A 24,920-nucleotide genomic window follows, 5' to 3' on the forward strand; every position below is an offset into this window, starting at 1 on the left:
GAGAGTCCTCGTGTCCTCAGATACGTGGGGCCGCTCCAGGCCCCCTATTCGGGTACCTCATAAACAAACCAGGACATTATCGTCTCCCATGAGAAGCGGCGCTATTCTAACGCTGCGCGAGGATCCCCCCGAAAATCGGCCGTGTTGTGCGATGGCCGTGGTCGTTGCGGTGTGGTCACTGCGAGAACGGCGCAGTTCGATAGGAAAACAGATCGCAGCTTAACCCGTTGGCCTCCACGAATTCCGTCTGACCTCACGAATGGGCAAGGCAACAGCTCGCAGGGCGATCGGACGCGCGGTTTTTCGACCGATTACGGAGTACAGGAACGGTACGCGCGCCTTACGCCGACCGCTCGAGCACGGCCACGAACCCGGTTCCCTGCGCAAACAATACTTGCTTCAGCGTCAAATTTGGATGTTCGTCGATCAGCTGATTGACCCGATCCTCAAGCGCGACCAACGTCGCGCCTGTGACAAACTGATATTTCCCATTCTTCTTGCGGTCCGATTCAGTGGAGTCTTGGGTGTGGGGCTCCACCTTCCCCCCTTGGGTTTGCGCAGTCGGCTTACGCGCAGTCATGGCAGCCTCCCTCATGCACGTCGAAAGACGAACTCGGCCGCACGGTCTCGCAGCAACGTTCGATGACTTCGTAACGGCACAGCACGAAAACCCGCTCCAGCCCGCAAATGCGATCGGCAAAGTTTAACGTCATCGTATGGCCCGGATGGCAGTTGTCGAGCGGAGCGATGCGAAGCTCTCCGCTGCCGTGATACAGCCCCGGCCAATCGACGCTGCTCTTGCATTCGATTTCGAGCTCGTCCGGCGAACATTCGCTGTCCGGGTGGTCGACGGTCACTTCGACGAGGTGGCTGCCGCGCTTCAATTCATGCGCGCAAGGGCACTCGTCGATGTGCGGACACTCCTGCTCGCAGCAATGACTGCTGTCGAAGAGCACGGCCACCTTGGTGACTTTGATCGACGGATCACCTGGCAAGTACGGAAACAGCCTCCTTGAGATAGGCAGCGTCATGAGGCCTCCCGGATGCTCGTCGTCGACGCTGCTCCTCCGCACGCCGTCCTGCATCGCACTGCGCGAGCGACGCAGCTGCTCCCACACATCGGGAAAGTCGCGATGCACGTCGAGATAGATCCATCCATTGCCGGGCAGCCTTTCCCGAATGGCCGTGCGAGCCGCATCGCGCAATGCCGTGCCGCCTTCGCGTGACGTATAGTTCAGGTGCAGTACCGTGTCGGCCACCGTATCGAGATCGAAGTAGTTGCCCTCCTGCGGCAGTTCGATGCGCCAGCAGCTGACGGCGCCGGCATATTCGAATGGCAAATGCCGATCGTCGTGGAAATTCAATTCGAACAACCCCGCATCGTTGCGGCCGCTCGACGTCGCAATCGCTTCGCGCGCACCATACAGCTTCACGCCGCGTGGATCGCAGCATCCCGCCTCGTAATGCTCGTGCAACGGATGACGGCAGCCGCAGGCGCCCTTCGGCTGGTCATTGCAGCAATGCGTCACGGGGCAGGGTAGACACGGGTCGATCCGCGTCCAGCTATGCAGGAGCGTCAGCTTGCAATGCACGCCCGTATAGGGTCCGGTGACACACGGTATCGTCACGCTGACGCTTTTGAGGCGTCGCATATACTGCCCCGGATAGTCCATGTCGAACATCCACTCGGGTATCTCGATTTCGCAGTAGCCGGTCAATCTGAGTTGCAGGAACTCCAATGGGAAATGCAGCGCGAGCGACACGTGCTTCGTGAGTTCGTACTCGCGCTGATGGCATTGCAGATATTCCTTTTCCATCCGGTCGAGCGCGAGTTGCAGTTTGTCTCCCGCGAGCAAGCCCTCTTGCAGGCCGTTCCAGCTTTCGCAGGGCAGGTAATTGCGACCGGTAAAACCGAGCTCGAAATTGAATGCCCGCTGTGCCTGCTGCACGGCATGCTGCGCCAGCTCGTACATTTGCCAGTACATGGCCATGCCTTCCTTCTGCAGGTATAGCCATAGCTCGTGACTCGTAAACTTGTCGCGCAAGAGGTTCAGCCTTTCGCGCGATTGCTCGAGCGACTGCTGGTGCAGATTCAATTCGAGCAAGGTCTCGTGGGCCTTTCTCTCTGCGGCGAGGATCTGGATCTCCATCTGTTCGATTTCCAGATCAAGGACCTCCACCTGATGCACCCACTCGTCAAGCCTGCGCTGCCAGCCTGCCTGCGTCAGATCGAGCTGCGCATTGAGGCCGGCGATCTCGCCGATCTCGTTCGTAATGCGAGCGATCGTCTTGAACATGCCGGCGAGCTTGGTGCCGAGCGGAAGCCAGGTTTCTTCGCATGGGAAGCCGACGAAAAGGTCCGGAATCAGCTCCATTGCCTCCGCCACGGCCTCGATCTCGGTTGCCGTGCTGCGCAGCCCGATCTCGTTGTTCATATTGTCCTGATAGTCGAGCTCCCCATTGATCAAGCCGACATCGATCAGTCGCTTGGTGTACCGGCGGTTCGTCTGCTGCACTTCCTTGCCCTTGCGCAGCGCCTGCACCTGCCAGTCCGCCTCGCGCCATTGCTGCTGCCGGATATCGACCGTCATGTCGGCCAGCTCTGTCTCGTGCCGCGAGTGCATCTGCGCCAGATACTCGCCGTCGCCGCGTTCGAATGCGCCCAGCAGTGCCGTGCCCATTTCGCGCAGGCGACCCACGCATTCCCGTGCTTTCTGCATCAACACGACGAAGCGATACTGCGTGAGCGGGTGACACCAGGCGCCATCCTCGCAACAAACGGGTTCGTCGCACGGCCGGTGGGATGCCGGATCGCAGCAGCATGGGTCCTGCCCCCAGTACGGCGAACCGCACGTACCCGCCACATCCGGGTTGCGCAGCCGCTTGTCGCTCAGGCACCGATGCACGAGCGAAAGGCCGTCCCGAACATGGCCATACAACTGCATCAGCCGCGGATTGAGCGGCGGGTTCAATGGCACGAACGTCGCCACGGTCCGCTTGTTCGGCCTTGACGGATTGTGCACGGTCGGTGGGCAGGGACCGAGAATGGCCGAAGCTGTGTCGAGGATCAGCCGGGCCTCTTGCGCCGACTCGCGCGAGTTCTTCCGCATCAGCGCGCGCGCCCATTCGACGAGCGTTTCGGCATAAGCGAGCACGATCGCCCGATCGCGCGCAGTCTGTGCCGAGATGTTCGTGCTGTCGCAGCACATGTCGAGTGGCGCACGTCCACGGCCAGGCACATCCACGCTGTCGGGCGAGGGCAAATGCGTCGCCGGCGGCTGCTCCGCCACCGCAACGTCGGCCGGCGGCCCGGCCACCTCGACCGTTCCGACGGTGCCGCCGCCCGGCTGGCTGCCCGCGCTGCAATGCACCCACATGTTGTCGGATTGCAGAGGATTGCGCACGAGCTCGTACCACTTCAGCGCCGGTTCGAAATGACAATGGCAGCGCAGCACATCGGCAATTGCGATCGACGGACTGAACATCGATTCGATGAAAAGCCGCTCGCCGGGCTCGACGAAAACAAAATAGGGATAGGCCGGCAACCCCGCGGGGTAGGGACTCGCGACGGGCGTCGGATCCTCCACGAGCGGCAGCGTCACGCACGTGTCCACCGCCATGTCATAGCGGAAGCCCGGAGCGTCCGTGCCGTTGTAGCCGAGGGGCGTGGGCGCAATGCCGCCGGTTACAGCGAAAGTCAGCGAGTCGTCCAGCCTCCCGACGTAGGTCAGGTCAGGCGTCGCGCCGGTAGACAGCTTGACCAGTCCACTGGAATGGCGCGGCTGCTTGAATTCGCCGTTATGCACTCGGCACCACGCAAGCCGCACGGCCGATTCCGGCTTCCAGTCGAGCAGCGTCGGGATCTTCTGCGGGTCGTGCCAGTCGTGGGAGATTTGTTCCGATGGGTCGTAATACTCGTCCTGGAACGGCTCCTCGAATGTCTGCGCGGGCACGAGCCAGAAATAGTATTCGTCGACGAGTGGCGGATGCACGCAGCCGCATTCGGTGCAGCAACCCGGTTCGGCATGAAAGTCGCTCGGAACGAACGCCGCCGCCGCAGGCGGCACGCCACCGGCGGCCACGCGGATGAAGCGCACGCCGAGACGGATGGCCGCCTCGATCCAGAACGGCGGCTTGTCGGACGCGGCTGCAGGTGATGCGCTCGAGGCCGACGTCGCGACGACCACGCTCGCAGCACTAGTGTCCGCGACGCGAGCGATGGTGGGCGATGGTGGATTGTTCGGGCCTTGGGGTGTCCCTTGAGGCGTACCGGAGTCAGGCGCGAGCCACGAGGGCCGGGCATCACGCTCGGGTGTCCCCAGCACGCCGAGCCCTTCCCTCGGCGGCGTCAGCAAGCGCAGCGCGGAAGGCGTGCACCGTTGCAGCAACTCGACCGCCGGATGCGATGGCGGCAGCGACGCCGCCCAGTATTCGAGGCCGCCGGGTGCAGCCAACGGCAGCGTCGAGCGGCGCAATTGATCTTCGAGGAACTGGAATGCTTCGATTCTGCGCGCCTTTCTCAGCTCGTCCCACGCGATCCAGTTCTCTCGGTAGAGCGTTCTGCAGCGGCACCGCTCCCAGACCTTGTAGCTGGCAAACTCGTTCTTCCACAGACTCAGGAACGACGGTCCGATCGCCCAGTCCTCCAACCCCAGCCGCGCGCGCTGCACGAACGTCTGCACCGCCGTGATTCCTTCTTCGATACGGCTGGCCCTTTCGCAGAAGCCGGCTTCGACGTCAATGAGGAGTAGGGCGCTCAACGCTTCAGGTGACTTCGCGTGGCCCCCCCACGGCAGCGGTACCCGATTCATTCCGCACAAATACGCGAGCAAATGCGCTCGGGCATGCTCGCGCAGGCAATCGTTGATCTTTCGCAGATCGTCGTAGCGGCGCAGATCGGGTTCGTCGGGCTCGATCATCGCGTTTTCGAAAAGCCGCACCAAATTGACATTGCCGGTTTGCGCTTCACCGGGCACCAGAGCGCCAGGGTCGTCCGATGCCCATAAGTCCGGCCGCGCGAGACGAATGTCGTTCGGCGGACAACGATCGATAAGTTCATCGATCCAGTGGTTGGCATGCCAGACTCTGACGGCCCATCGATCGTCCTTGAGGTCGTCGCTGACGATCTTGTACACGGGTGTCGCCTGCGTCGAGAAATACGACAGCACACAGGGTGCGTGCTCCAGGTCGACGTCGAGATGGCGCAGCAGTTGAGCGGGGTTGTCGGGCTGCTTCTCAGCCGCTTCCTCGAACAACAGCCAGACGGGTCTTGCGTGCGCCCACGTCTTCTTTCCGCTCTCGTTTTCCCTTTCGTCCGAGGTCCCACGCATTCGCGAATAATCGAACATACGCTCCCACCAATCGAACAGCGCCTGCTTGCGCTGGCTGCTCGGAAGGGTGCGTTGATCCTGGCTCGCTACCGGTGGTTGATAGTAGTCGAGGAGCGGCAGCAGGTTCATGTCGAAATTGGCGGCGTGCCTGACAAAACCCGGATTGCGGTAATAGCTGACGCCCGCGAACAAGTCCGCATGCGCGAACATATAGCCTAGCTCGGACTGCTCGAACGGCTTCGTTGGATGGCCCGTGAGCGCGAAACGATGCGCGAAAAGCAGCGCCTTGAACGCGCGTTGGTAAGTACGCCGTATGTCGCGCAGCGTACTCGTGTATCTCAGGTACAGGTACTCGGCAACGCTGCTGCCTTTCGGAAAGCTCATTTTGCCGATGAGCTGTTCGTCCTTGCTCGCGCAAAAGAGCTTGTCGAGCGGCAGCACCACGAGCTGCCCATGCGTATCGGCGCCCGAATACTTGACTTCGAAGCCAGTATGCAACGGACGCACATCGTCTTCGCCCGCAAACTGCGGTTCGTTTTGGAAAAATTCGACTTCGAGGTTGTATGCACCCGACTTCAAATTCAGTGTCGAATCGCTTTCGCCGGATTCGTCTTTCCAATGATGTGACAGGACCGCCCACGTCTTCTGCCCGCGGCTCAAGGTGACTCGCCAGCGGCGTTCCGGAATGCATTCGCGCTCGTCTTCGCCGCCTTCGCCCTTCTCCTTGCCAGCGTTCCCGCACGGTACGTCAGCTTCGAAGTGGTAGCGGCCTTCCTCGTCGACCATCAGAACGCCATGCCACTTGACATGAAAGCCGGCAGCGCCGCCGAGCTCGGTGCCGCGGCGGTTCTGAATCGCGAAACCGTTTCGCACGCCGAAGAGCTTCAGTTGCTCGGGAGAAAGGCTCAACTCGAGAGCCGGCAGAATCGTAGGCAATGGCGCGTTCTTCTCGTTTTTCTCCGTATCGAATGCCCGCATGTTCGCGCGGAGCTCGCGCCAGACGAGCTCACCGCCTCTGGTGTGAAACTCGCCCATCAATCCTGTGCCGACGAGTCCCAGCAGCGCCGCAAACGCCCCGCCAGACGGCAACGGCTTCCACATGACATCGGGTATCGCACCCGAATCGTTTTCCCACGAAGTCAAACCGCGGTTCTCGTCGCCGAAGAGGTGCCGCAGAATCAGCCATGCCGTTTGCGTTTCGTGCGGCAACGGCGCGTCGGTGCAACCACAGAGCGAAGCGCTCGCGACAGCACCAACATGGCCAACCAGATGCGCGGCAATCACATGGCAGCGCTTGACCATCAGCGCAAACCGCTCTCGAAACCAGTGCCAGCGCCTTTCTTCATCGTGCTCGGCAATCAGATGTTTTTCCGCCGCTGCGAAGTCAGGGAACAACATCGCAAACGGCGCGAGGTCGACGCGCGGCATCGCAAACAGGTTCTGCACCGCGTGTTGCTCGTCCAGCGTGAGGTCGCGGACGTGCACGAGTTTTTCGATCACGGCGTGATCGGTCAGTGGAAGCTGCGTGTAGAGCTCGTTGGTCGCCGCATCGAATCTGAATGGACCTTCCGCCGGCGTATTCCACATGTCGGGCGATGCCGTCGTCAACGGCGCGCGGTATTGCCGATCCGTCGCCCCGACGGCCACACCAGCGCGCTCCAGCGTGCGGGGGAAGAAGTGCTTGCCGAGCGACGTCAGGTAATCGGTGCCGCCGGGCGGCACGGCATAACCGAACTCCATCTTCATGGCGCTTTCGATCCGGTGCCACGTCCAGTCGTGAATCTCGCTTTCGTCGACGGCGACTGCCAGCAGCTTCTTGCGCAGCGCATCCAGGCTGTGGCCCTGCGCACCTTCCTCGTTACGCGCGTGGTGCTGTCGCGACGCTTCCTCGGGCAGATCGAAGGGATGGTCGAGCGATTCGTTGGCATCCTGCAGCGGGAACGGATCGTCGCCGTCAAGATGCGGCTCCACCGAAAACAAGTACAGCAGTTCGCCGATGCCGAACCGCGAGGCGGTGATTTTCGCGAGGACTTCGGCAAACCGCAGCGTATGGGTCGGGACGGCATGCCAACTGTCCTTCGCGACGGTCGTCGAGAATCCGGCCAGTTCCGACAGTGGATCGAGGTTTTCGACCAACAGGTTGATGAAATGGGGCGGCCGTTTCGGGCAATGGTCGATGCGTGTCTGGGCATAGCGCATGACTCGATCGACAAGCTGGCGCACTGCCCAGTTCCACTTCGCCGCCGGGGGGGCCGCCCATAGCGCGAGCAGATGCGTCCTGTCCGCGCCATGTGTCCCTTTCGTTACCGTGCCATCGGTCAGACGCAGGCTGAACTGGTCGCGCAGAATCTGGAACGATACCAGTTGACGGATGAAATCGGGGTTGATGCTGCCGCCGATGAAAAGCTGAAGCACCTCGCAGATATCGCAAAGCTGGGTGAACGTGTAGCGCGCTCCGCATACGGCCCCAAGCTTGCGCCACAATCGCAGATATACCGCGAGAAACCTCAACGCATCGAGAGGATTCTTGAGGTCCTGGAAAACGATCCGGTAATGCTCGGGGCAACAAGGCTCGCAAACGTGTAGCATTCCTGAGTTATCGCCCGCGCCCGTCGCATCCGTTCCGGCAGGCGCGTTGGTATCACGCTGCCTTTGCTGCTGCACAACGGCAAACCGGAAGCAGTTCGACTTTTGCAGCTCGACGAGTTCGCAATAAGTGAGGCCCGTGCGCTTCAGAAATTCAGGCAACCGCAGTACGACGTCGACCCAATTGAAGCCCCCCGGGTTCGCCACGGGGAAGCCGTACAACTCATACAGCACCAGTTGGCCTGGCGTCGGTACGAGCGCGATGTCGTGGGTGAACAGAAGCGCATACTCTTCGGGATTGATGCCGAGATACTCGATGCCGATATCGATCTTTACCGGGTATCGCCATAAATGGCTTTGAAACGACGGCGCAACGACGGTCGGGTCGAGTGCGAATTCGGTGATCTCCTTTCTGAAGCCGCGCATCGCCGCAAAACGGCACGATGAAAGCGCATCGAGGTACGCGCGGTCGACATCGAGAGGCTGCGCATACGGTAGCGCGGGTGACGAAAAATCGGTTTTCAGCGCGTCATACGCCGCCCGGTTTGCAACCGGCGTGGCCGGCGAATCGAACTCGGACAACGCACGAAACAAACTGGCCGGCGAGTGGCATTTGTCCGTATTCTCGACCACGTCGGCGCACTCGTCGGCGGAGCACAGCTTATGATCGTTCAGGTGATGTTCGGTCGTGTTGTAGACGCTGCCGGAAGCCGGTGGCGCAACCAGGTTTTCGAGTTGCTCGATGACGATGTCGACGAGCGGCAGCGGCGTCATTGCGTTTGCCGCGCTCACGTCCAGCAAGCCCGGGTCACTGCGGCGGGCGGCCATTGCCTCTTCGAGCGTCAGCCTGCCTGGATCGGGCGGCGCAGCGGGCGTCGCGCAAGTCGAATTCTCCGAAAGCCGCAGCAGTTCATGCAAATACTCGACTGTGCCCGTGGGCGACAGGTAGCACGGCGGCACGCAGTTCTCCAATCCGCCGGGATTCACCGGCTGGAATGGGCCGGGTGGCGGCGACGCGGGAGGATTGACGCCGCCTGCCGCGTTCCAGATTGCATTGGCCTGATCGAACGCGACGGTCCCGCGCATCGCATCGGAAAAATCCGTCTGGTCCAGCCGGTTGATGTCCATCGCGCTGGTGAAGCCGCGCGCATACAACGCTTCGGCGATGGAAAACGCCAGGCTCGGCACGGGCGGCATCACATTCGATGCAACGCCGGCCAGTTGACACAACGCGTTCAACGCCGTGACGCGCTGAACGAGCCACGCCTGCGCTGATGGGTCGCCGGGCAACGCCGTTTGCGCGGCAGCGGTCACGTTCGCATCCACGAGTGCGCCCGCGCCGAAGGAAAAGGTGCCGCCCACCAGCGCCTGATAAGCGCCGACCCAGTCGGCGATGACGTCGACCGTGGGCAAATCGAGCAGCGGTGCGGCGGGCGCGGCGGCGGACGGTATTGTCGCGATCCCGAAACCGACCGCGAAGAATTTCTGGACGTGGCGAATGAATGCCGCCACGCGCGCTTTAGCCGTTCCCGGCGCAGTGAAGGGCGGCAGCAGCACGATGTTGGGCGGCACGCCGAACAGATTGTTCCAGTCCGTGACCGACATCAGCGACAGTTGGCTCACGCTCGTCACGGGAATGGCGCGAATCGCGGCGATCAACGGCTGGTGGTCGTTCGTCACCGCCGCGAGGTCGAGCGAGAGATAGGCATTCGGCTGCGCGGCGAGTTCCGGTGTCCAGAACCCGACGGTATCGTCGCCGGGGTGATAGTCGCGCCAGTTGGCTGCAGACGGATACGCAAGCCAGTCATTGACGAGCGGCGCGAGCGTGGCATCGACTTCGCAGTGCGGCGCGGTCGCGTCGTATTGCACGCCGGGCACGAGTGCCGCAATCCGCCGGGCCGCCTGTGCCGGATTGACGGCAAGCGAATCGCTGATCGTGCCGGCATCGACTGCCGACGTCAGCGCAGGCAGCGTACGTTCCTCGTTGTCGCGGCATGCGAGTTGATATCGCTGCTTCGCCGACATCTGCAAGGGCAGCATGACGCCGAGCGCATAGAAATACTCGGCCGGTACTTTGAATGCGGGCGCAAGGGCACCGCCGCCGCTTTGGACCAGCACGACATCGGCTCTGCTGATCGATGTGGTTGGACTCGGTACACCGGGGTTGACCGGAAAGACCATCAACGCCATCTCGGCGTCGATGCTCATCTTTTCACAGGCCATCGCGCAACCGAGTGCGAACGTGTAGCGAGCCAGCCGATCGACGTTGGCGTTATGCGTCGCGTAATAGCTGTTCAGGTTGCCTTCGAACTGCTGCCGGTTCTGTTCGAGCTGGTTGCCGATCGTGCCGTCGTTCGGGGGATTGGTATATAACGCGCCGAGATCGTCGAATCCGGTCGTACCACTTGCAGGTGCCGCCGGTAGCGAATCTTGCGGGCCCCAGATGATTTCATTGGCGATATGCGTCGCCTGGGCGGGCGTGATGTCGGTGATGGCGGGCACGGGCCCCTGATCCGCAGCCAACACCGTTTGCACGGCGGCCTTGAGCGATTCGAAATCGGGTGCCTGCCCCTGGCTCAAATCGATCTGGGCGAGACCGGGCGACAGCGGGCGAGGGAGGGGCAGATAGATCCCGACCTCGCTGGCCGGGATGGCAGGATACGTTGCCGGCGCTGGCAACGCGCCGACGGTCACGACGTTGACGTCATAGTAGACGAGCCTGCTCGCGATCTTCGTGCCACCGCGGCTGATTTCGAGCCGGACGTCGGGCGTCACGTATTCCTTGTATCCGGCGGGCAGCGTGATCGGGATCACCGCCGTTGCTTCGGATTCGGCGTAAATCGTGAGAGGCAGCGGTGGAATCGGCGGCGTGTAATGCTGGACGATGGTCGTGCCCGGGTCGGGGATCGGTGGCGCGGCCGGCGCCACGAAGGCGGCATCACCGATATGCTGGCCCACTTTGGGATCGCCAACGCTCAGATCGAAGGCCGAGATTTTCAGGCCGGTCAGAAAATCGCTGAAACGCGCGCCACCGATGGGTGTGTCCGGGTGGAGCCGGATCACGAGTATTTGCGGCATGGTCTATCTCCTCGGCACGACTCGAGCTGTCGCCCGGAGTTTTGTTTCGTCGAAGTCGACATTGCTCAGCAGTTGCGGCTCACATGCGTTAACTTTCCCGGCGCCGCATCAGGGGGGGGAATTGCTCGTTTTTCGCGTCACGACATTCAAATATTTTCCTTTCAAATCTTCTGTCTTGATTGAGTTTCCCTGTTGCGTAAATCGATGCCAGCTAATGGCGCTATAGCGCAACGGCGTCGAGTGTCGCTGGTCGTTGCCGTATGATGTGACACCTTTGCTGCCGAATACTTCGAGGCCGGTAATTTTCGCGAGCCGATAAGCAAAGGTATCCTCGATCGGTCCGGTCCAGGTGGACTGACCGACATGCGTACCTTCTTTACCGCCAGCGGTTCTGCACCCTGCCAGGACAATCGTTGCGGCCTCATCGAACACGATCTTCTTGTCGTCGATCATTTTTTTCAGGTCCGATAGTTTGGCCCCACGCTTGGCGTCGAACGTGGCACCGGGGGGCGGCTTGTCGGTGAATAGGCCGGTGCCAGGTCCTTCGCCGCCCGGTCCCCAGGGGGTGCCATGGTGCAGAATCACGAGTTCCTTGATCGCCCCAGCGTTCTGGAGTGCCTCGAGCAACGCTTTGCCGGAATCGACTTTCACGACGTCATAGCCTGCGGCTTTCAGCGCCTTCTCAGACGCTTCAAACTCATTTTGCGACTTATGATAAGCACTCCACTCCTTCTGGTTTGCTTTGTATTCTTTCAAATCGGTGGCGTATTTCTTTTTCGCTGCTTCATACGCCTTCATTCCTTCCGAGAAATCTTTCTCGGCTTTACTCTTGTCTTTTTCGTATTTCGCCTTCTCTTTATCCGAAGCATTCTTTCCGGGAGCCTTGATCTTCGCCTTTTGAGGCTTGACGGGCTCCTTGGGTTTGGGGAGTTCCTTTCCCGCCGGCCTGGATTCGTTGTGCATGACGATGGCGAGTTTTTTGCCGCTCTGGCCGTCAGGATCGACGAAGCCCTCCGGATTATCGAAGCAGTATTGGTAGAGGTTGGGACCTTCCTCCTCGCCTGCCGGATCGCAGGCCGTCCATCGCCCGAGCCACGGCGCGTAATACCTCGCCCCGTGGTAATACAACCCGCTCTCCTCATCCCGCTCCTTGCCCGTATACCGATACCGCTTCGCCGTCTCGGTCTGGCTGCGCACCGCCTGATAAGTCGAACTGCCGTAGGGCGCGTATTCCTCGTAAGAGATGATCTGCGCCTGCTCGTCCAGTTCCACGCAACTCGATCCAAGGTGATTGCCGAACTGGTAGCGAATGAGTTGTCGTGGCGCCCGGTCGTCGCCCGCCGTTTCGAGCGTGCGCGTCTCCACCAACGCAATGCGCTGCTTGTCGTCCATCACGTGCAGCGTCGTGCGCTCCAGCGTGGCTGTGTGGATCCCGATGGAACCGCCGTGCCTGCGGAAGATCTCGAAGCCGCCGAGGTAGATGCGCTCTTCGGTGAGACCCGGCGCCTTCTCCCACACCTTGCGCACGCGCCGGCCAGAGGCGTCATGCACGTAGCAGGCCGTGCCGCCCCCTCCCAGATCGGCCTGCCGCAACTGGTCCCTGTAGTCCCAGTGCAGATTCGGCCCAGGCAGGCCGCCGCCCAGGTGCGGCATGCGCAGCATGTTGCCGTGGGCATCGTGCATATAGCTTTCCGGCTGCGGCGTGTTGCCTGCCGGGTTCAGCGTCGTGCGGGTCAGGCGGTTGCCGGCCTTGAGCAGCGCGCCGCCGCTACCGTCCTCGATCAGGCTTGGATCAAGGTAGTCGTAGGCGCGCGTCCAGCCCGCATTTGCCGCACCGCTGCCGCGGTGCTGCATCTGCAGGAAGTTGCCGACGGCGTCGTACACGTAGCGCTCGATGTACGTACCCATGGCGTTGCCGTCGTTGGGGGCGAAGCGCCCCGCCGCGTCGGCACTGACCAGGCCCACGCGGCCGGCGTCATTGTGCGAATGCGCGATGGGGGTGCCGCCCCGGCCCAGGTGTTCGCGGCCAGTGGCCTGGATCAGCCGGTACAGGGCGTCATAGACGTAGTCGTTGCTCGGCTCGACGCGCTTGTTCCTGAAGTAAATCGTCTGCTGCGCGTCGTCCTGGATGTGGGTGATGTTGCCGATCGGGTCGTAGGTGTAGTGCAGCTTCTGCACTTGCTTGCCCGGCCAGCCGGCAACGGGCGGCCGCGGATCGTCGCCGGGGAAGTCCGCCGCTTGGCGGCTGGTCAGCAGTTGATCGAGTCGGAAGGTGAGCGGGTCGTAGCGATGGAAGGTGCTGGTGCCGTTCTTGTAGTCGATGCGCTGGCGCTGGCCTTTGGCGTCGTAGTCGATGTTGGCGACGCCGACCGGCGATGGGGCTTCGTTGGCGGTGTCCAGTAGCTCGCCGGGTTCTGCGGCGCGCTCCAGCCACACGTCCACCCGTTCCAGCAGGTTGGCCTCGTTGAACACCGGCTGGATGACGTTGAACTGGCCGCGTCCCAGACTGCTGTGCGGCGGGATGGACTGGACCGGGCGGTCGAGTGCGTCGTAGCAGGTGCTGCCCTCGAAGCATTCATCGTCCAGCTTGGGATTCAGCAGCCAGTCGGGGATGGCGATGTAATCGCTGACCAGTTGCCGCGTGCTGCGCAGCAGGTTGCCCTTGAAGTCGAACGCCTGGGTCGGATTGCCATTGACATCGAGCCGCGCGTTGATTGCCACGCCCGCGGAATCGGAGTGCCGATAGATGCGGGTGCGCAGGTTGAGCACTTCGGCGTTCGGCAGTGTCTCGCCGTACTCGATCCTGTCGACCAGGATCTCGCGGTTGAGCGTGCGTGGGTCGGACTCGCCGGTCGTGCCGCGCACGGTTTGCTCGGTCGGGCGGCGCAGCGCGTCGTAGCGGGTGGTGAAGCCATGGCCGCGGCTGTCCCAGGCGCGGAGGGGCTTGCCGGCCACGTCGTTGAGTATCCAGCGTGCACCGGCCTCCATGCTGAGCTGGTGGATGCGGTGACTCAGCATGTCGTAGGCGCAGCACATGACGATGCGGCCGAGCGCGTCGCCGGCCTGCTGGATGGCATCGCGTACGGCGCGCTGGTTGCCTTCGATGTCGAGCTCGATGCGGGTGGCGAAACTTTCTTCGCTGCCGTCGAGGTCGTGGCCGGGGCAAACGACGCGGTTGCGCGCCACGGTCAGGAAGGCGCGGCCCAGGACATCGAAATGAACGGTGTGAGGTGTGTCGGCATGCGCTTCGGCGCGCAAGGCGGCGTTGCGTTCGTTCACGCCCATGGCACCGCCCATTCGCTGCGCGCGCCAGGTCTGCCAAGTGGCCGGTTGGGTCGTGAAGTATTCGGCGACGTAGCCGCTGATGTCGGCGTCGGTGCGCGGGTCGCCGGTCTGCGCGTTGCGCGGCGCGCACGTGTCGTTGACGTCGTAGGTGGTCTGCTGCCACGGGTCGAACACCACCTTCTCATAGGTGTGGTTCGGGTGCAGCGTGGCGATGACGCGCTCGGCCGGGTCGTAGAACAGCACCGGGCTGACGCCGATGCTGACCGCGAACTCGAAGCGGTGGGTGTCGGTGAAGAAGGGCTCGAACTGGCGAACCGGCTTGCCCTTGTTGTTGAAAACCGTCCAGCCACTGCCAACCCAGCGCGGGCTCGCGTCATCCGGTGTCGTCACGGGCTGACCATCCGCGCCGACGACGATCCTGCCGGTCGCGTCACGCTGGGGCACCGGACCGGGTTCGGCCTGGATCTTCTTCTGGATCTCACGGCCGAAACCGTCGGAGTACGAAAAGCTGAGCTGGATCTTCAGGCCCCGCGGTGGCAGCGGTGCGCTGACATGCGTTTCGCGGGCGAGCGTGGCGGCGCAGGCCGGCTGCCACTTATCCGGATTGTCGGGGTTGGCCTGGCGAGTACGGCGGAAGCGGTCCAGGTCGTAGACGATGCGCGAGGTCGCATCGTTCAGCAGCCCCACGGCGGCGGCATGCGGATCGTCCGCATCGAAGAAGCCGTCGAGCTGCGCTTGCGTGAGGTGTGCAACGAAGCCGGCGAGCGTGTCGCCTTCCACCTGCGCGGGCGCCGGTTTGCCCATGACCGCGGTGCCCACCACCATGCCCAGCGTATCGAACGCGACTTCGGTGCGGTTCCGGTTCGGATCGCTGACCAGACGCGGCTGCAGGACGCGATAGTCGTTGGCGTAGACGGTCACGCGGTTGCCAAGGGCATCGCGAGTCTCCGTCATCAACAGGTCGTGGGCGTCGAAGTCGACGAAGGCGTGCTGGCCGAACGGGTCGCGGTGGCGGCGCGCCAAGAAGAAGTGGTGCCGGGCCTGCGCCAGTTCGGTAGCGGCACTGTCGTCGGGATTCGCGCTGTAGAAGGATTGCCCCGAGGGCACCCACCAGCGATCATCCGCATCGCTCGCCGGGAAGCGGCCATCCGCCTTGAGAATCCGGCTTCGCAGATAACCGCCCCGGTTGCCGGCCTGGCCACCCAGCACCGCCTCGGGATCCGGCAGCAGAGGCTCGTCGGCCTGCCCCTGGCGTGGACGCTGGAAGATCTGGTCGAGCAAGCCGTCAGTGAAGGCAAGCTTGTAGCTTTCGCCGGGCAAGGCGCGCGATTGCAGCTCACCAAGCGGCAGGAGGCCGCTGAGGTCGTCGCGCCGATAAAGCGTGCGTCGCCCTTCGATGGGGCGACGGCGCCGACTCCCGGCGGCAGTGGCCTCGTAACCGACTTCCGGGGTGGTGAACGTGTGACGCAGGCGGCCGGGAGCGGCGGGATCGGGCTCGACGAAATCGGCGGCCCGGTAGCGACCGGCCGGGCCGGTGGCCGTGTAGCCCGTCAGCTCGAAAGTAATCGCCTCGCAGGACAGCGGATTGCGATGGGCGTCGGACGATCCGATGGCGTTGGTGACGCGGCTCTCCGTGTAGGTGAGCAGCGCCGTTGTCTGGCGGTCGCGATCCCATTGCGTCCACAGCGGCGAGATCCGGCGCCCGTAGCCGATCGCGGCCTGCTTGAGTACGTTGCCGAAGTCATCGACTTCCAGGGTCAGTGCGTGCTGGATGCGCGGATCTGCTGGATTGCGCTCGTAGTGATAACTCAGCGCCTCGTTCACATGGCTGAAAAAGACCGCGTAGAGGTTCGCGCCGCGTTTCTGCAGGGTGCGGACGGTGAAGTTCTGCTCGGTGACGGTATAGGGCGTGCGGGCGCGCTGGATCTGTTGCGGCGTCGCGCCCGGGTGATCCGCGTCGTCGGCATAGACCTCCTGGCGCAGCATGGAGCCTTTGAGCGCACGGCAAGCCTCGCGCTCTTCGTCCGGCGTCAGGTCCGCCGGGGCAGTGGAGTCATCGAGCAAGAGCGGCCGCGCGGCTTCGACGGTCAGTCCGGGCTCACGGAAATACTCGCTTTCGAAGTGGCGCGAGAGGCGTTCCCAACCGAGGTAGACGCCAGTATGGAACCAGGTCTTGGTGTGCACTGGCGGCACATGCGATGCAGCGGCGACGTTGTCTGCCAGAACGCTGCCGTCGGCGACGGCCGCGAACTGTTCCGTGTCCCATTGCTCCACCATGCCGAAGCCGCGGAACTCGCGCTCCACACCGTCGAAATAGCCATGGTGGTAGGCGTAGCGCGTGGCGAAGTGGTTACGGCTGATGTGGTCGTAGGTTTCCACGCGCTCGACCACGTGCACCGGGAAGGGCAGCCGGGTGATCCACGGTTTGCCGTCGCGCTTGTCCTGCAGGTAGAACCTGGTCGAGGGGGCGTAAGCGACGCGCGTTTCCGCGCCAAGATTGTTGACGGTCTTGACCAGCAGATGGGCCTTGAGGCCACCCATCAGGTTGACGTAGCGCATCTGCCGTCGCGCATCGCCCGGCAACGGGGAGGACCAGACCAGGCAGGCGGTGCCGTTGCCGAGCAGGTCGGTCGGGACGATGCTTGCGAGGTCATCGATGCGTGGAAACACCTTCAGCGTGTGCGGCTGGCTCCAGCCGTTGCCGGACTGGTTGAAGTACAGACGCACGCCGTCGCGGTGGAGATAGATGATGTCGGTGGTGCCGCTGCCGTCGATGTCGGCCAGGTGGATACGCGCGTGGTCGAACTGGTCCGGGTTGTCGAACCGGGGCGCGTTGTCCATCGTGACCTTGGCGCCGAAACGGCCATAGCCCAGGTTGGGCCAGTAGCAGGCTTCGCCGTTGCGAATGCGGCAGATGTCGGTGAGGCCGTCGCCGGAGAGGTCGGCCAGGTAGATGGACTCGGTGCCGTCGGAGAAGACGATGCGCGGGCCTCTTTCCTCGTCCAGTTCCTGTGCAACGCGGCGGGCGGGGCCGAAGCCCTCGTCGGCGAGCGACGCATGCCAGACGAAGGCGTCGTCTTCGGTGATGAGCACGTCGGCGCGGCCATCGCCGTCCAGATCGACGAACTTGAGGTTCGGGTCGCGCGGGTCGAGGTTCGGGCGCGAGGTGAACGGGCGGAAGGGCTGCCAGCCCTCTGCGTCGTCATGCTCGTACAAGCCGGGGACGGGACCGTCCATGACAACGACGTCGGGCTGGCCGTCGCCCGCGAGGTCCATGAAGTCCGCCCCGCTGCTCAGGGCCACATTGGGCTTGAGCGCGACGTTTTCGAGCGGCGCGAACGCCGCCGTGCTGGTCAGCGGGCTCAGGTTGCGCTTGTAAAACCAGGCATCGGCCTGCTCGGTGAGGATGCCGGGGATACCTTCGCCGTGCAGATCAGTCCATCGGTAGATGCTGCCGTTTAAGCCAACGGGGAGATTGTCGAGACTCGACGGATCGACTTCCTCGACGGTCTCCTGCACGGTGGGCTTGCTGTATTCGAACTGTACCGGCGGCAGGCTGCGACTGTCGTAGCTGCCATTGTCGCGGCGGTAGCCGGTCTGCGCGACGGCTTCCAGAAAAGTGTAGACGGGATTGAGGGCATCGGTGGCGTTGACTTCGTCCGGGTAAGTGAAGTCGGTCGAGCGCACGAGGCAATTCCGCTCGACGCCGACTTCGCCTGGAAAATGGTGGAACATCAGGACGCGCCGGCAGAGCCGATAGGTACGAACCTCAAACCCTGCGCGGTAGGACGAGAACGGATCCGGTCGTGAGGGCCAATGCCCTGCGTCGTGGGGGGCCGGCGCTTTGGCGTCGTGTTCGCCGTAGTCGAAGACAACCTCGAAGTGCCACGCATCGCTGGCGTCAGGCGCGCCGGCGTCCGGAGGTTCCGGCCAGGCCGCGTCGGCCTTCAATTCTGGAAAGTAGGGAGAGCGATTGCCGTAACGAATGCGCTTCGGATAACGCTGCGCTGAACGGGACCGATGGGTGCGGTTACGTTCGTGGGCCTTGGGCGGGTTGGTCCCGGCCGGATCCTCGAAAACTTTTGCCGAGTCCTCCGCCTTGTAGCCGTAGACGACGACGTTGCCCTTTTCATCGTGACTTTGGCAGATCAGCCAACTGAAGATGCGGCTTGGGTCTGCAGGATCCGCAATACGGCTATCGGCCGTCTTCCCGTACCAAGCGGTGATGTTGTCATGAGTGATGGACCGCCAGAACACATCGGTCGCGTCGGTCGTGTTTGTCCATCGCTCGATGTGCGCAAACAGGCCCTCGATGCGCGGTCGGTAGCGACGGATGCGGAAGATCTGGCCATTTACCGTTCTGGGTGGAAGCACTTCTCGCACCCATTTACCGTTGGCATCCTGAACAAGGACAGGCACCAGATCTTCCGCGCCAGAAACGATGAAAACGTCCGAATCGACAGCGTCGCAATACTGCGGCAATCCCTTGTCGGTCTTGCGCGTGACTGACGGCAGGGAAAGACTCCAGCCGAAGCCGAACGGGCCATTCCCGGCGCCGGAGTCGTAAGAGAGTGATAGTTGAGGCCCGAAACCGGAACGGCCCGGGCTGGTAGCGATCGGCACCGTCATCGATCCCGTCCCGGTCACCGGATTGGCGGCGAACTTCTCGCCAATGCCGCGGATGGCGCCACCGCCCTTGGGAAGCGTTAGTGTAGGCGTGCCGACACCGGGGGCGTTGGCTGTCGCATGCCCGTCGTCTTCACTTCGCCCCTGAAGATTGGCCACGATCCCACCTTTACAGTCGTCTATGTTTTTGTGGCGCTAAGGCCATCGACGATACGTGCGACTGGGTTATATCCCTGTCAAAGGCAAATGGGCAACGGATAGTGTTCGAGGAATGTTGTCCATTTATAGTTGAGGAATGCCGCTTCTAGCAAGGAGCTAGCACTCGCAATCCGGGTGATGAAACCATGACACGAAAAGCACACCTGATTGTCAGGATTGTTCGGTTACACCGCTCTTCTTTCGTTCTTTCATGACGCGATCGGCAAGTATGGCCAAGAACGCTTGGCGGCCACTTTGCGGTGAGTGACTGTTTAGCCCCTGAATACCGCCGTTGACCTCGCGCTTACTCCAATGACCGTTGTGGGTCGGATAGCGCCCGCTGGAAAAGGCGTACACGCAATCTCCCTTCGCTTGCAAGGAGATTGTCATGGAATCCGAGAATGCTGTCGTTTGGTCCTGAGCGGGCAGCGCGCTTACGCTTACTGCGTTGGTCTTCGCAGACCGCCGGCCAGTTTGCGAGGTTGATGCTGTGCCTGTCTGTGTTCGGCAAGATCAACGGTCAACTGCCCGACGTCGTCGGCCACGGGCGATGTAGTTTGCGGCGCAGGATGCTATATAGATAGTCGATTGCCGCAGCAGTTACCAGAGAATTCAGTTCGATGACAACCGCGGCTCACCATCCCCACGTGCTCCGTTGGATCGATGTGGCGCGTGACATCGTTTCCTTAAACGGGTGCTGCGCTTTGGCGTCCAGACGCACCCTATCGCGCTCAAAGGCGCTCGCGGATCCAGCGCAAACGCTCGCGCGGGTAGGGGCCGTAACAGCTCTCGTCTACGAACAGCGCCTGCGCAATTCCGGGGAGCCGCTTGTTCAGCGCTTTTTCGAACCAACCGATGGCAAGGTCGGCGCGCCCCATGCCGAGTGCGACATCGCCCAGCACGCAACACGCCTCGGCAAGCTCAGGATCGAGGCGATACGCGGCCATCGCATAGCGGCGGGACGCATCTAGTTCGAGTATCAACAGCGCGCATGTGGCGGCACCCAACGCGGCAGCGTACCGTCCCCCCCGGAACTCGGCCTGCCGCCAATAACGCACATAGAGGGGAATGGCCTCGGCATGGCGCTTTGCGAGCTTGAGGGCGCGCGCGTGATAGAACACTGTCCGCAAATCGTCGGGATCGTCGCGCAGTGCCGCGGTGCAAAGACGCAGATCACGCTCGACGGCCGATTCCTTGCCCGTCTTGTCCGGTTGGTTGGTCAGCGTGGCGCAGTCCGTCCGGCACGTCGGCTCCCGCAAGGCGATCCATTCGTGCACCCGCCCGTGCCACGTCGACCACGGTTGCTTCTGGAACACTCTCGGAACATACCAGCGCGTTCCGCCCGACAGGATCACCAGTTCGATCGCCTGCAAATCGCGCTTGCCGAGCAAGCGACGCCACTCGGCGCGATCGTGTATCGCCAGCACCTCGTCGGCGTCGATCGACAGGACCCAGCCGTCGCGCGCCATCGCCAGCGCTGCATTGCGCGCTGCGGAAAAGTCGATCAATCTTCCGTGCGCGTCCGCGAGCGCCGGCATCACCTGCACCCTGGCGCCGAATTGCCGCGCGAGATCGACTGTCTCGTCGGTGGAACCGCTATCTACGACGCAGCATGCATCGACCCATGGCATCAGGGACGTCAGGCACCTCGCCAATACGCGCGCTTCGTTATGGACGATCAGGCAGGCGGTCAGCATTGCGTGAGTTACGTGAAATAACGGAATTTCAAAGTTATATCTCCTATAATCGTCGCACGCAGTCATCATGCGCCGATTGCGGTCATGTTGCGGCGCGTCGTGTGTTAACGGGGGTTCCCTTCACATCGTCATGGAAAGGAGCAGACGTGGCAACTACAAAGAAATCCAACAAAGTTTCCGCCGTTAAGTCCACCAGGCCCGCCGCCAAGCGCGGCAAAAGGGCACTGACCATTTCCATCGATCTCGATGCGCTTGAAGAGCTCTACAAGCGGCGCTATGAAATTACGCTGGATGGCGGCGACACGAAAGGCGGATCGATCCGGCGCGCCGACGGCGACACGAAGGGCGGCATCATCATCCGGCCTGCTGAGCAACGCATCAAGACTGCTGCGAAAAGGCCCGCGACGAAAAAGCCAGCCGCGAAAAAGCGCTCCGCGAAAGCCAAGGTGTGACCCATCGCGCACGCAAGCACATCGCATAGATGCGAGGCGCTGCGGCATTAACCGACGCCGGCTGCGCCGCGCTGCGTGCGCGTGCGTGCGCGCGGGATACTTCGTCGATCGGCTGCGGGCAGACTGACTGGCGCCTCGACCCGCGTGACGCACGTATCGCCTGGGGTCCGACATCGCCGGACGACGAAGACCTCGACGTCTCGCGTGACGAGCAGGATGCGCTAATCATCCGGCGCGGATTGCACGCGCGTCGCCCGCTCTATTTTCGCGTCGAGCGCGACAGCATCGAGTGGGATCAGGATCCGATGCGGCTCGCCCGGACGCTCGCGATCAAGTGCGAACCCGACGTCGGCTCGCTGCTGCATCTACTGTGGCGAGGCCGGCAGCGGCCGGGGCATGCGCTCCTGCACGGCATGCAGGCGCTTCAGGTCGGCGAGGCGCTGATATGCGCGCCCGGTACACCGCCCGTCGTCCGGCGTTTCGCATGGCCCCTTCACACCGCTCCGGTATCGCATGATGCGTCTTGCCTTCAGGACGAGGTGCTGTCGCGCCTCCGGGCGTCCGTCGGACACGTCGCCGACGCGGCGCACGACATCGCCCTGTTCCTCTCTGGCGGCATCGACTCGGGATTGCTGGCCGCGCTCCTGCGCGAGCGCCACGCCGTCACCGGCTATACGATCGCCTTCGATGACGACTACGGTCTCAACGAAACCGACTACGCAGCCAGCGTGGCGCGCATCACCGGCATCCGACACCGGATCGTCCGCCTCGACGTCGATCACGCCCGACAACTGCTGGACCGCGTCCTTGCCGCTTCTTTTCCGCTCACGGCGCCCGCCGTCGTGACCCATGCCGCTCTGATCGAAGCGACCGTCGCAGACGGACACGCCGTCGCGGTCTCCGGCCTGGGCGCGGACGAATGCTTCGGCGGCTACCACAAGCCCCTGACGTGTCTCGCGGCCCAGATGCATCATCAGCGCCGGCTCGGCGTCGACCTTCCCGGCTTGTACAACCTGCCGGCCGCGCGCCTGCTCGGTCTCGACGACGTGCTGTTCCTCGGCATCGCTGAATTCTTTTCCCTCGACGAGATGCGGCGCCTGAGCAGGGATCCGCAGGCCGTCGACGCGCTGCTCGCGGACGACATCGCGTTCTATCGGCAGTTGCTCGCGGTCAAGCCCGAGGCGCTGCCGACGGAGGCGATGTCCGCGCACGAGTACGTGTTTCGGATTGGCGAACTGCTGCTGCCGGCGCTCGCCGACAATGCGCTTATGCATGGTGCACGCCTCGATTTCCCATTCCTGCGCCAAGATGTCTACGGCTGGGCGTCAGCGATCGATCCCGGCCTGAGCTATTGGTACGAGGCGGATGCCTGGTGGGCCAAGCGCCTGCTGCGTCAGGTTGCCGGCCGTTACCTGCCGCCGGAGATCGTGATGCGCAAGCGGCAAGTCCTGCTCGCGCCGATCGCGCATTGGCTGTTGGACTCACGGTTTCGCACGCGGGTCCTCGATGAGATCGCCGACTCCGACCTGTGGAGAATCGCGCCACTGACCACGCGATGCCGGACCAGCTTACTGTCGAGGCTGCGCGCCCATGACCATGTCGGAGACGATGGCCGGTGGTACGAACAGCTATGGGTGATCCTGGTTCTGTGCGGCTGGATCAATCGCCACTCGGCATTGAGGTAGGGGAGCGAATCCGTCATGCGCGACGTCGATCTTATCGTGGTGGGCTCCGGCTCGCTGGCTCACGCGGTGCTGATGGGTCTCGCCGGATACGGCGATGCGCCGATGGACGTGATCGCCGCGGCGCGCAACGAGACGGCCGTGCATCACCTGGCGACGCTCGCCAATGCGCTAGGCGGCGAAAGCGCGGGCCGCATTGCCGTGACCCCCGTGGCATGCGACTATTCGCCCGCATCATTGGCGCGCTTGTTCGACGCATATCGGCCGCGCGTCGTGTTGAACCTTGCGTCGATGCAGTCGCCGTGGGCGACGACGCGAGGGTGGCAAAAACTCGTCGCGCGGCTGGGCTACGGTTGCACGCTGCCGTTGCAGGCCGCGATCGCGGACCGCGTATTGCGTGCAGCGACGGCTGCACATCCCGGCACCCATCTATTGAACGGCTGCTATCCGGACCTGACCAATCACGTGCTAACCGCGCGCGGCATTCCGGTCGCGGGAGGGATCGGCAATATCGCCATTGTCGCGTCGATGTTGCGCATTCACACTGATCACGCGCCTCTCTCGTTGCTCGCGCATCACGCGCACGTCGGCGCGATGATCCGCGGCGCATGGGGCAGACTGCCCGCGCCCGCGGTATGGCTGGACGGTCACCATCTGCCGGAACATGAAGCCGCTGCATTGGCCACACCCGTGCGCTTGCCCTCCGACGCTACGCTGAACAGCCTCACGGGTGCGCTCGCCTCGCCGATGCTGCGCGCCATGTCAGGTCGTGCCAACGCATGGCAGGGGCACGCGCCCGGTCTGCACGGACGGCCCGGCGGCTATCCGGTGCGTGCGGACGCCGCAGGCCTCCACCTCGCGCTCCCGCCCGGCATGACACCCGAGCAGGCCGAGCAATTGAACGCATCGTATGCGTTGCACGACGGAGTGACCGTTGAGGACGGGCGCTATGTATTGACCTGCTCGCTCGACGATGAGGAGTGCGCGCTGGATATCCGCTTGCCGGCGGCGCTTGCTGCGTGGCGGGCCGACGCACTCGACGAACAAGTCGCATTGCTGGTGCGCTTGCGCGCGACCCTCGATGCGACGGAAGCCTCAGCTGGCTGACACCGGGCTGCGCATCGTCGCGCGCAAGGCGTCTTCCTCATAGGTCCCGAGCCAATCCCCGCGATCGTAGTTGGCCAGGGCTTGCCGGAACATGCGGTCGCGGCTTTCCCAGCGATCCCGAACGGGTGGATAGTGACGAGTGCGCGCGTCGTCGTCGTGGGATACATGCAGCACGGTACCGCTCTGGCGCCGCGTGAGCCCGGCGCTCAGCGTCAGCCGCGCGATCATGTCCTGGTCCTCCCAGCCCCAGCCCACCAGGTATCCGTTGTAGCCGCCGATACACTCGAAGCCGACGCGACGTACCATCAGCAAGCCCGGTGCCTGCCGTGTGCCGTCCGCTGCATCCTCTTCGTTGTCGATGATCTCAAGCGCCCGTCCGTTGGCAAGACGCAGCTTCAACTGATAGCCGAACATCGCAACCTGACCGGCCTTGCGCGCGTTGCGCACCGTCTCCGTCACGCCCGCGACAGTTCCGAAGGCGCTCGGTTCGGCTTGCAGTTGCCGGATCAGTGCGTCGAGTTGCCCGTCCGGAATGACGATGTCGCAATCGCAAAAGAACAGGAGTGGACGACGTGTGTGCGCGGCACCGATATTCTGGGCACGGGCCTTGTTGAACCAGCCGGATTCGTCCACGTGCACCACCTGGACGTTCGCCGTGTGTCCGGCCATCAGGTCGCGCAGTTGGTCGGCGTCTCCACCGTAATTGACCACGGTGACGCCGCCGTCATGCCGGGCGGCGAGTTGGCACAAGGAGGGAAGCGCCTGTCGCAGCTCGTGCCTCCCTCTCCAGGTCACGACGATATCCAGGCTGAGCGGCTCGAGAGTTGACATGTTGGCTTTCCTTGAGAATCCTTATGTCAGGGCAGTATCGATCCCCAT

The 24,920-nt window shown here is 63.0% G+C and carries 9 protein-coding genes; 3 read left to right on the forward strand and 6 right to left on the reverse strand.

Going from position 1 to position 24,920, the window contains the following annotated elements:
* Positions 1 to 340: 340 nt before the first annotated feature.
* The 5 genes from WS87_RS00185 to WS87_RS00200 form a co-directional block, all read right to left on the reverse strand.
* Positions 341 to 580: a hypothetical protein gene (locus WS87_RS00185; RefSeq protein ID WP_159085602.1), complete on the reverse strand. Its 240-nt coding sequence runs from the start codon at positions 578 to 580 to the stop codon at positions 341 to 343.
* Positions 567 to 10,994, reverse strand: a complete 10,428-nt coding sequence (locus WS87_RS00190) for a neuraminidase-like domain-containing protein (RefSeq protein ID WP_107937976.1) — start codon at positions 10,992 to 10,994, stop codon at positions 567 to 569. Before WS87_RS00190 ends, WS87_RS00185 begins: the two co-directional genes overlap by 14 nt.
* 108 nt (positions 10,995 to 11,102) lie before the next feature.
* Positions 11,103 to 19,064 carry a SpvB/TcaC N-terminal domain-containing protein gene (locus WS87_RS00195; RefSeq protein ID WP_107937977.1) on the reverse strand — a complete coding sequence of 2,654 codons (7,962 nt, stop codon included), beginning with the start codon at positions 19,062 to 19,064 and terminating at the stop codon, positions 11,103 to 11,105.
* A 210-nt stretch (positions 19,065 to 19,274) separates the two neighbouring features.
* Positions 19,275 to 19,493: a hypothetical protein gene (locus WS87_RS33405; RefSeq protein WP_159085603.1), complete on the reverse strand. Its 219-nt coding sequence runs from the start codon at positions 19,491 to 19,493 to the stop codon at positions 19,275 to 19,277.
* Positions 19,494 to 19,834: 341 nt separating this feature from the next.
* Positions 19,835 to 20,800: a glycosyltransferase gene (locus WS87_RS00200; RefSeq protein ID WP_159085604.1), complete on the reverse strand. Its 966-nt coding sequence runs from the start codon at positions 20,798 to 20,800 to the stop codon at positions 19,835 to 19,837.
* 146 nt (positions 20,801 to 20,946) lie between these two features.
* Here WS87_RS00200 and WS87_RS00205 point away from each other — a divergent pair, with 146 nt between their 5' ends.
* Genes WS87_RS00205 through WS87_RS00215 form a run of 3 tightly spaced genes read left to right on the forward strand, consistent with a single transcriptional unit; the run spans position 20,947 to position 24,041 of the window.
* Entirely contained in the window at positions 20,947 to 21,252 is a 306-nt protein-coding gene (locus tag WS87_RS00205) for a hypothetical protein (protein WP_107937979.1), read from the forward strand.
* Positions 21,253 to 21,281: 29 nt separating this feature from the next.
* Entirely contained in the window at positions 21,282 to 22,937 is a 1,656-nt protein-coding gene (locus WS87_RS00210) for a DUF7411 family protein (RefSeq protein ID WP_107937980.1), read from the forward strand.
* 15 nt (positions 22,938 to 22,952) lie between these two features.
* Positions 22,953 to 24,041 (forward strand): hypothetical protein, encoded by a 1,089-nt coding sequence (locus tag WS87_RS00215; RefSeq protein WP_107937981.1) that lies wholly within the window; start codon positions 22,953 to 22,955, stop codon positions 24,039 to 24,041.
* Here the strand turns inward: WS87_RS00215 and WS87_RS00220 are convergent.
* Positions 24,030 to 24,872 carry a galactosyltransferase-related protein gene (locus tag WS87_RS00220; RefSeq protein WP_107937982.1) on the reverse strand — a complete coding sequence of 281 codons (843 nt, stop codon included), beginning with the start codon at positions 24,870 to 24,872 and terminating at the stop codon, positions 24,030 to 24,032. The genes WS87_RS00215 and WS87_RS00220 overlap by 12 nt on opposite strands.
* Positions 24,873 to 24,920: the final 48 nt, after the last annotated feature.

Origin of the sequence: Burkholderia sp. MSMB0856, from assembly GCF_001524645.2 — a bacterium.
Lineage (GTDB): Bacteria > Pseudomonadota > Gammaproteobacteria > Burkholderiales > Burkholderiaceae > Burkholderia > Burkholderia diffusa.

Excerpts from the sequence above, each read along its gene's own strand:
- WS87_RS00185 (WP_159085602.1), bottom strand. The coding sequence starts at position 580 with ATGACTGCGCGTAAGCCGACTGCGCAAACCCAAGGGGGGAAGGTGGAG.
- WS87_RS00210 (WP_107937980.1), top strand. The coding sequence starts at position 21,282 with ATGCGAGGCGCTGCGGCATTAACCGACGCCGGCTGCGCCGCGCTGCGT.
- WS87_RS00215 (WP_107937981.1), top strand. The coding sequence starts at position 22,953 with ATGCGCGACGTCGATCTTATCGTGGTGGGCTCCGGCTCGCTGGCTCAC.
- WS87_RS00190 (WP_107937976.1), bottom strand. The coding sequence starts at position 10,994 with ATGCCGCAAATACTCGTGATCCGGCTCCACCCGGACACACCCATCGGT.
- WS87_RS00200 (WP_159085604.1), bottom strand. The coding sequence starts at position 20,800 with ATGCTGACCGCCTGCCTGATCGTCCATAACGAAGCGCGCGTATTGGCG.
- WS87_RS00220 (WP_107937982.1), bottom strand. The coding sequence starts at position 24,872 with ATGTCAACTCTCGAGCCGCTCAGCCTGGATATCGTCGTGACCTGGAGA.
- WS87_RS33405 (WP_159085603.1), bottom strand. The coding sequence starts at position 19,493 with ATGACAATCTCCTTGCAAGCGAAGGGAGATTGCGTGTACGCCTTTTCC.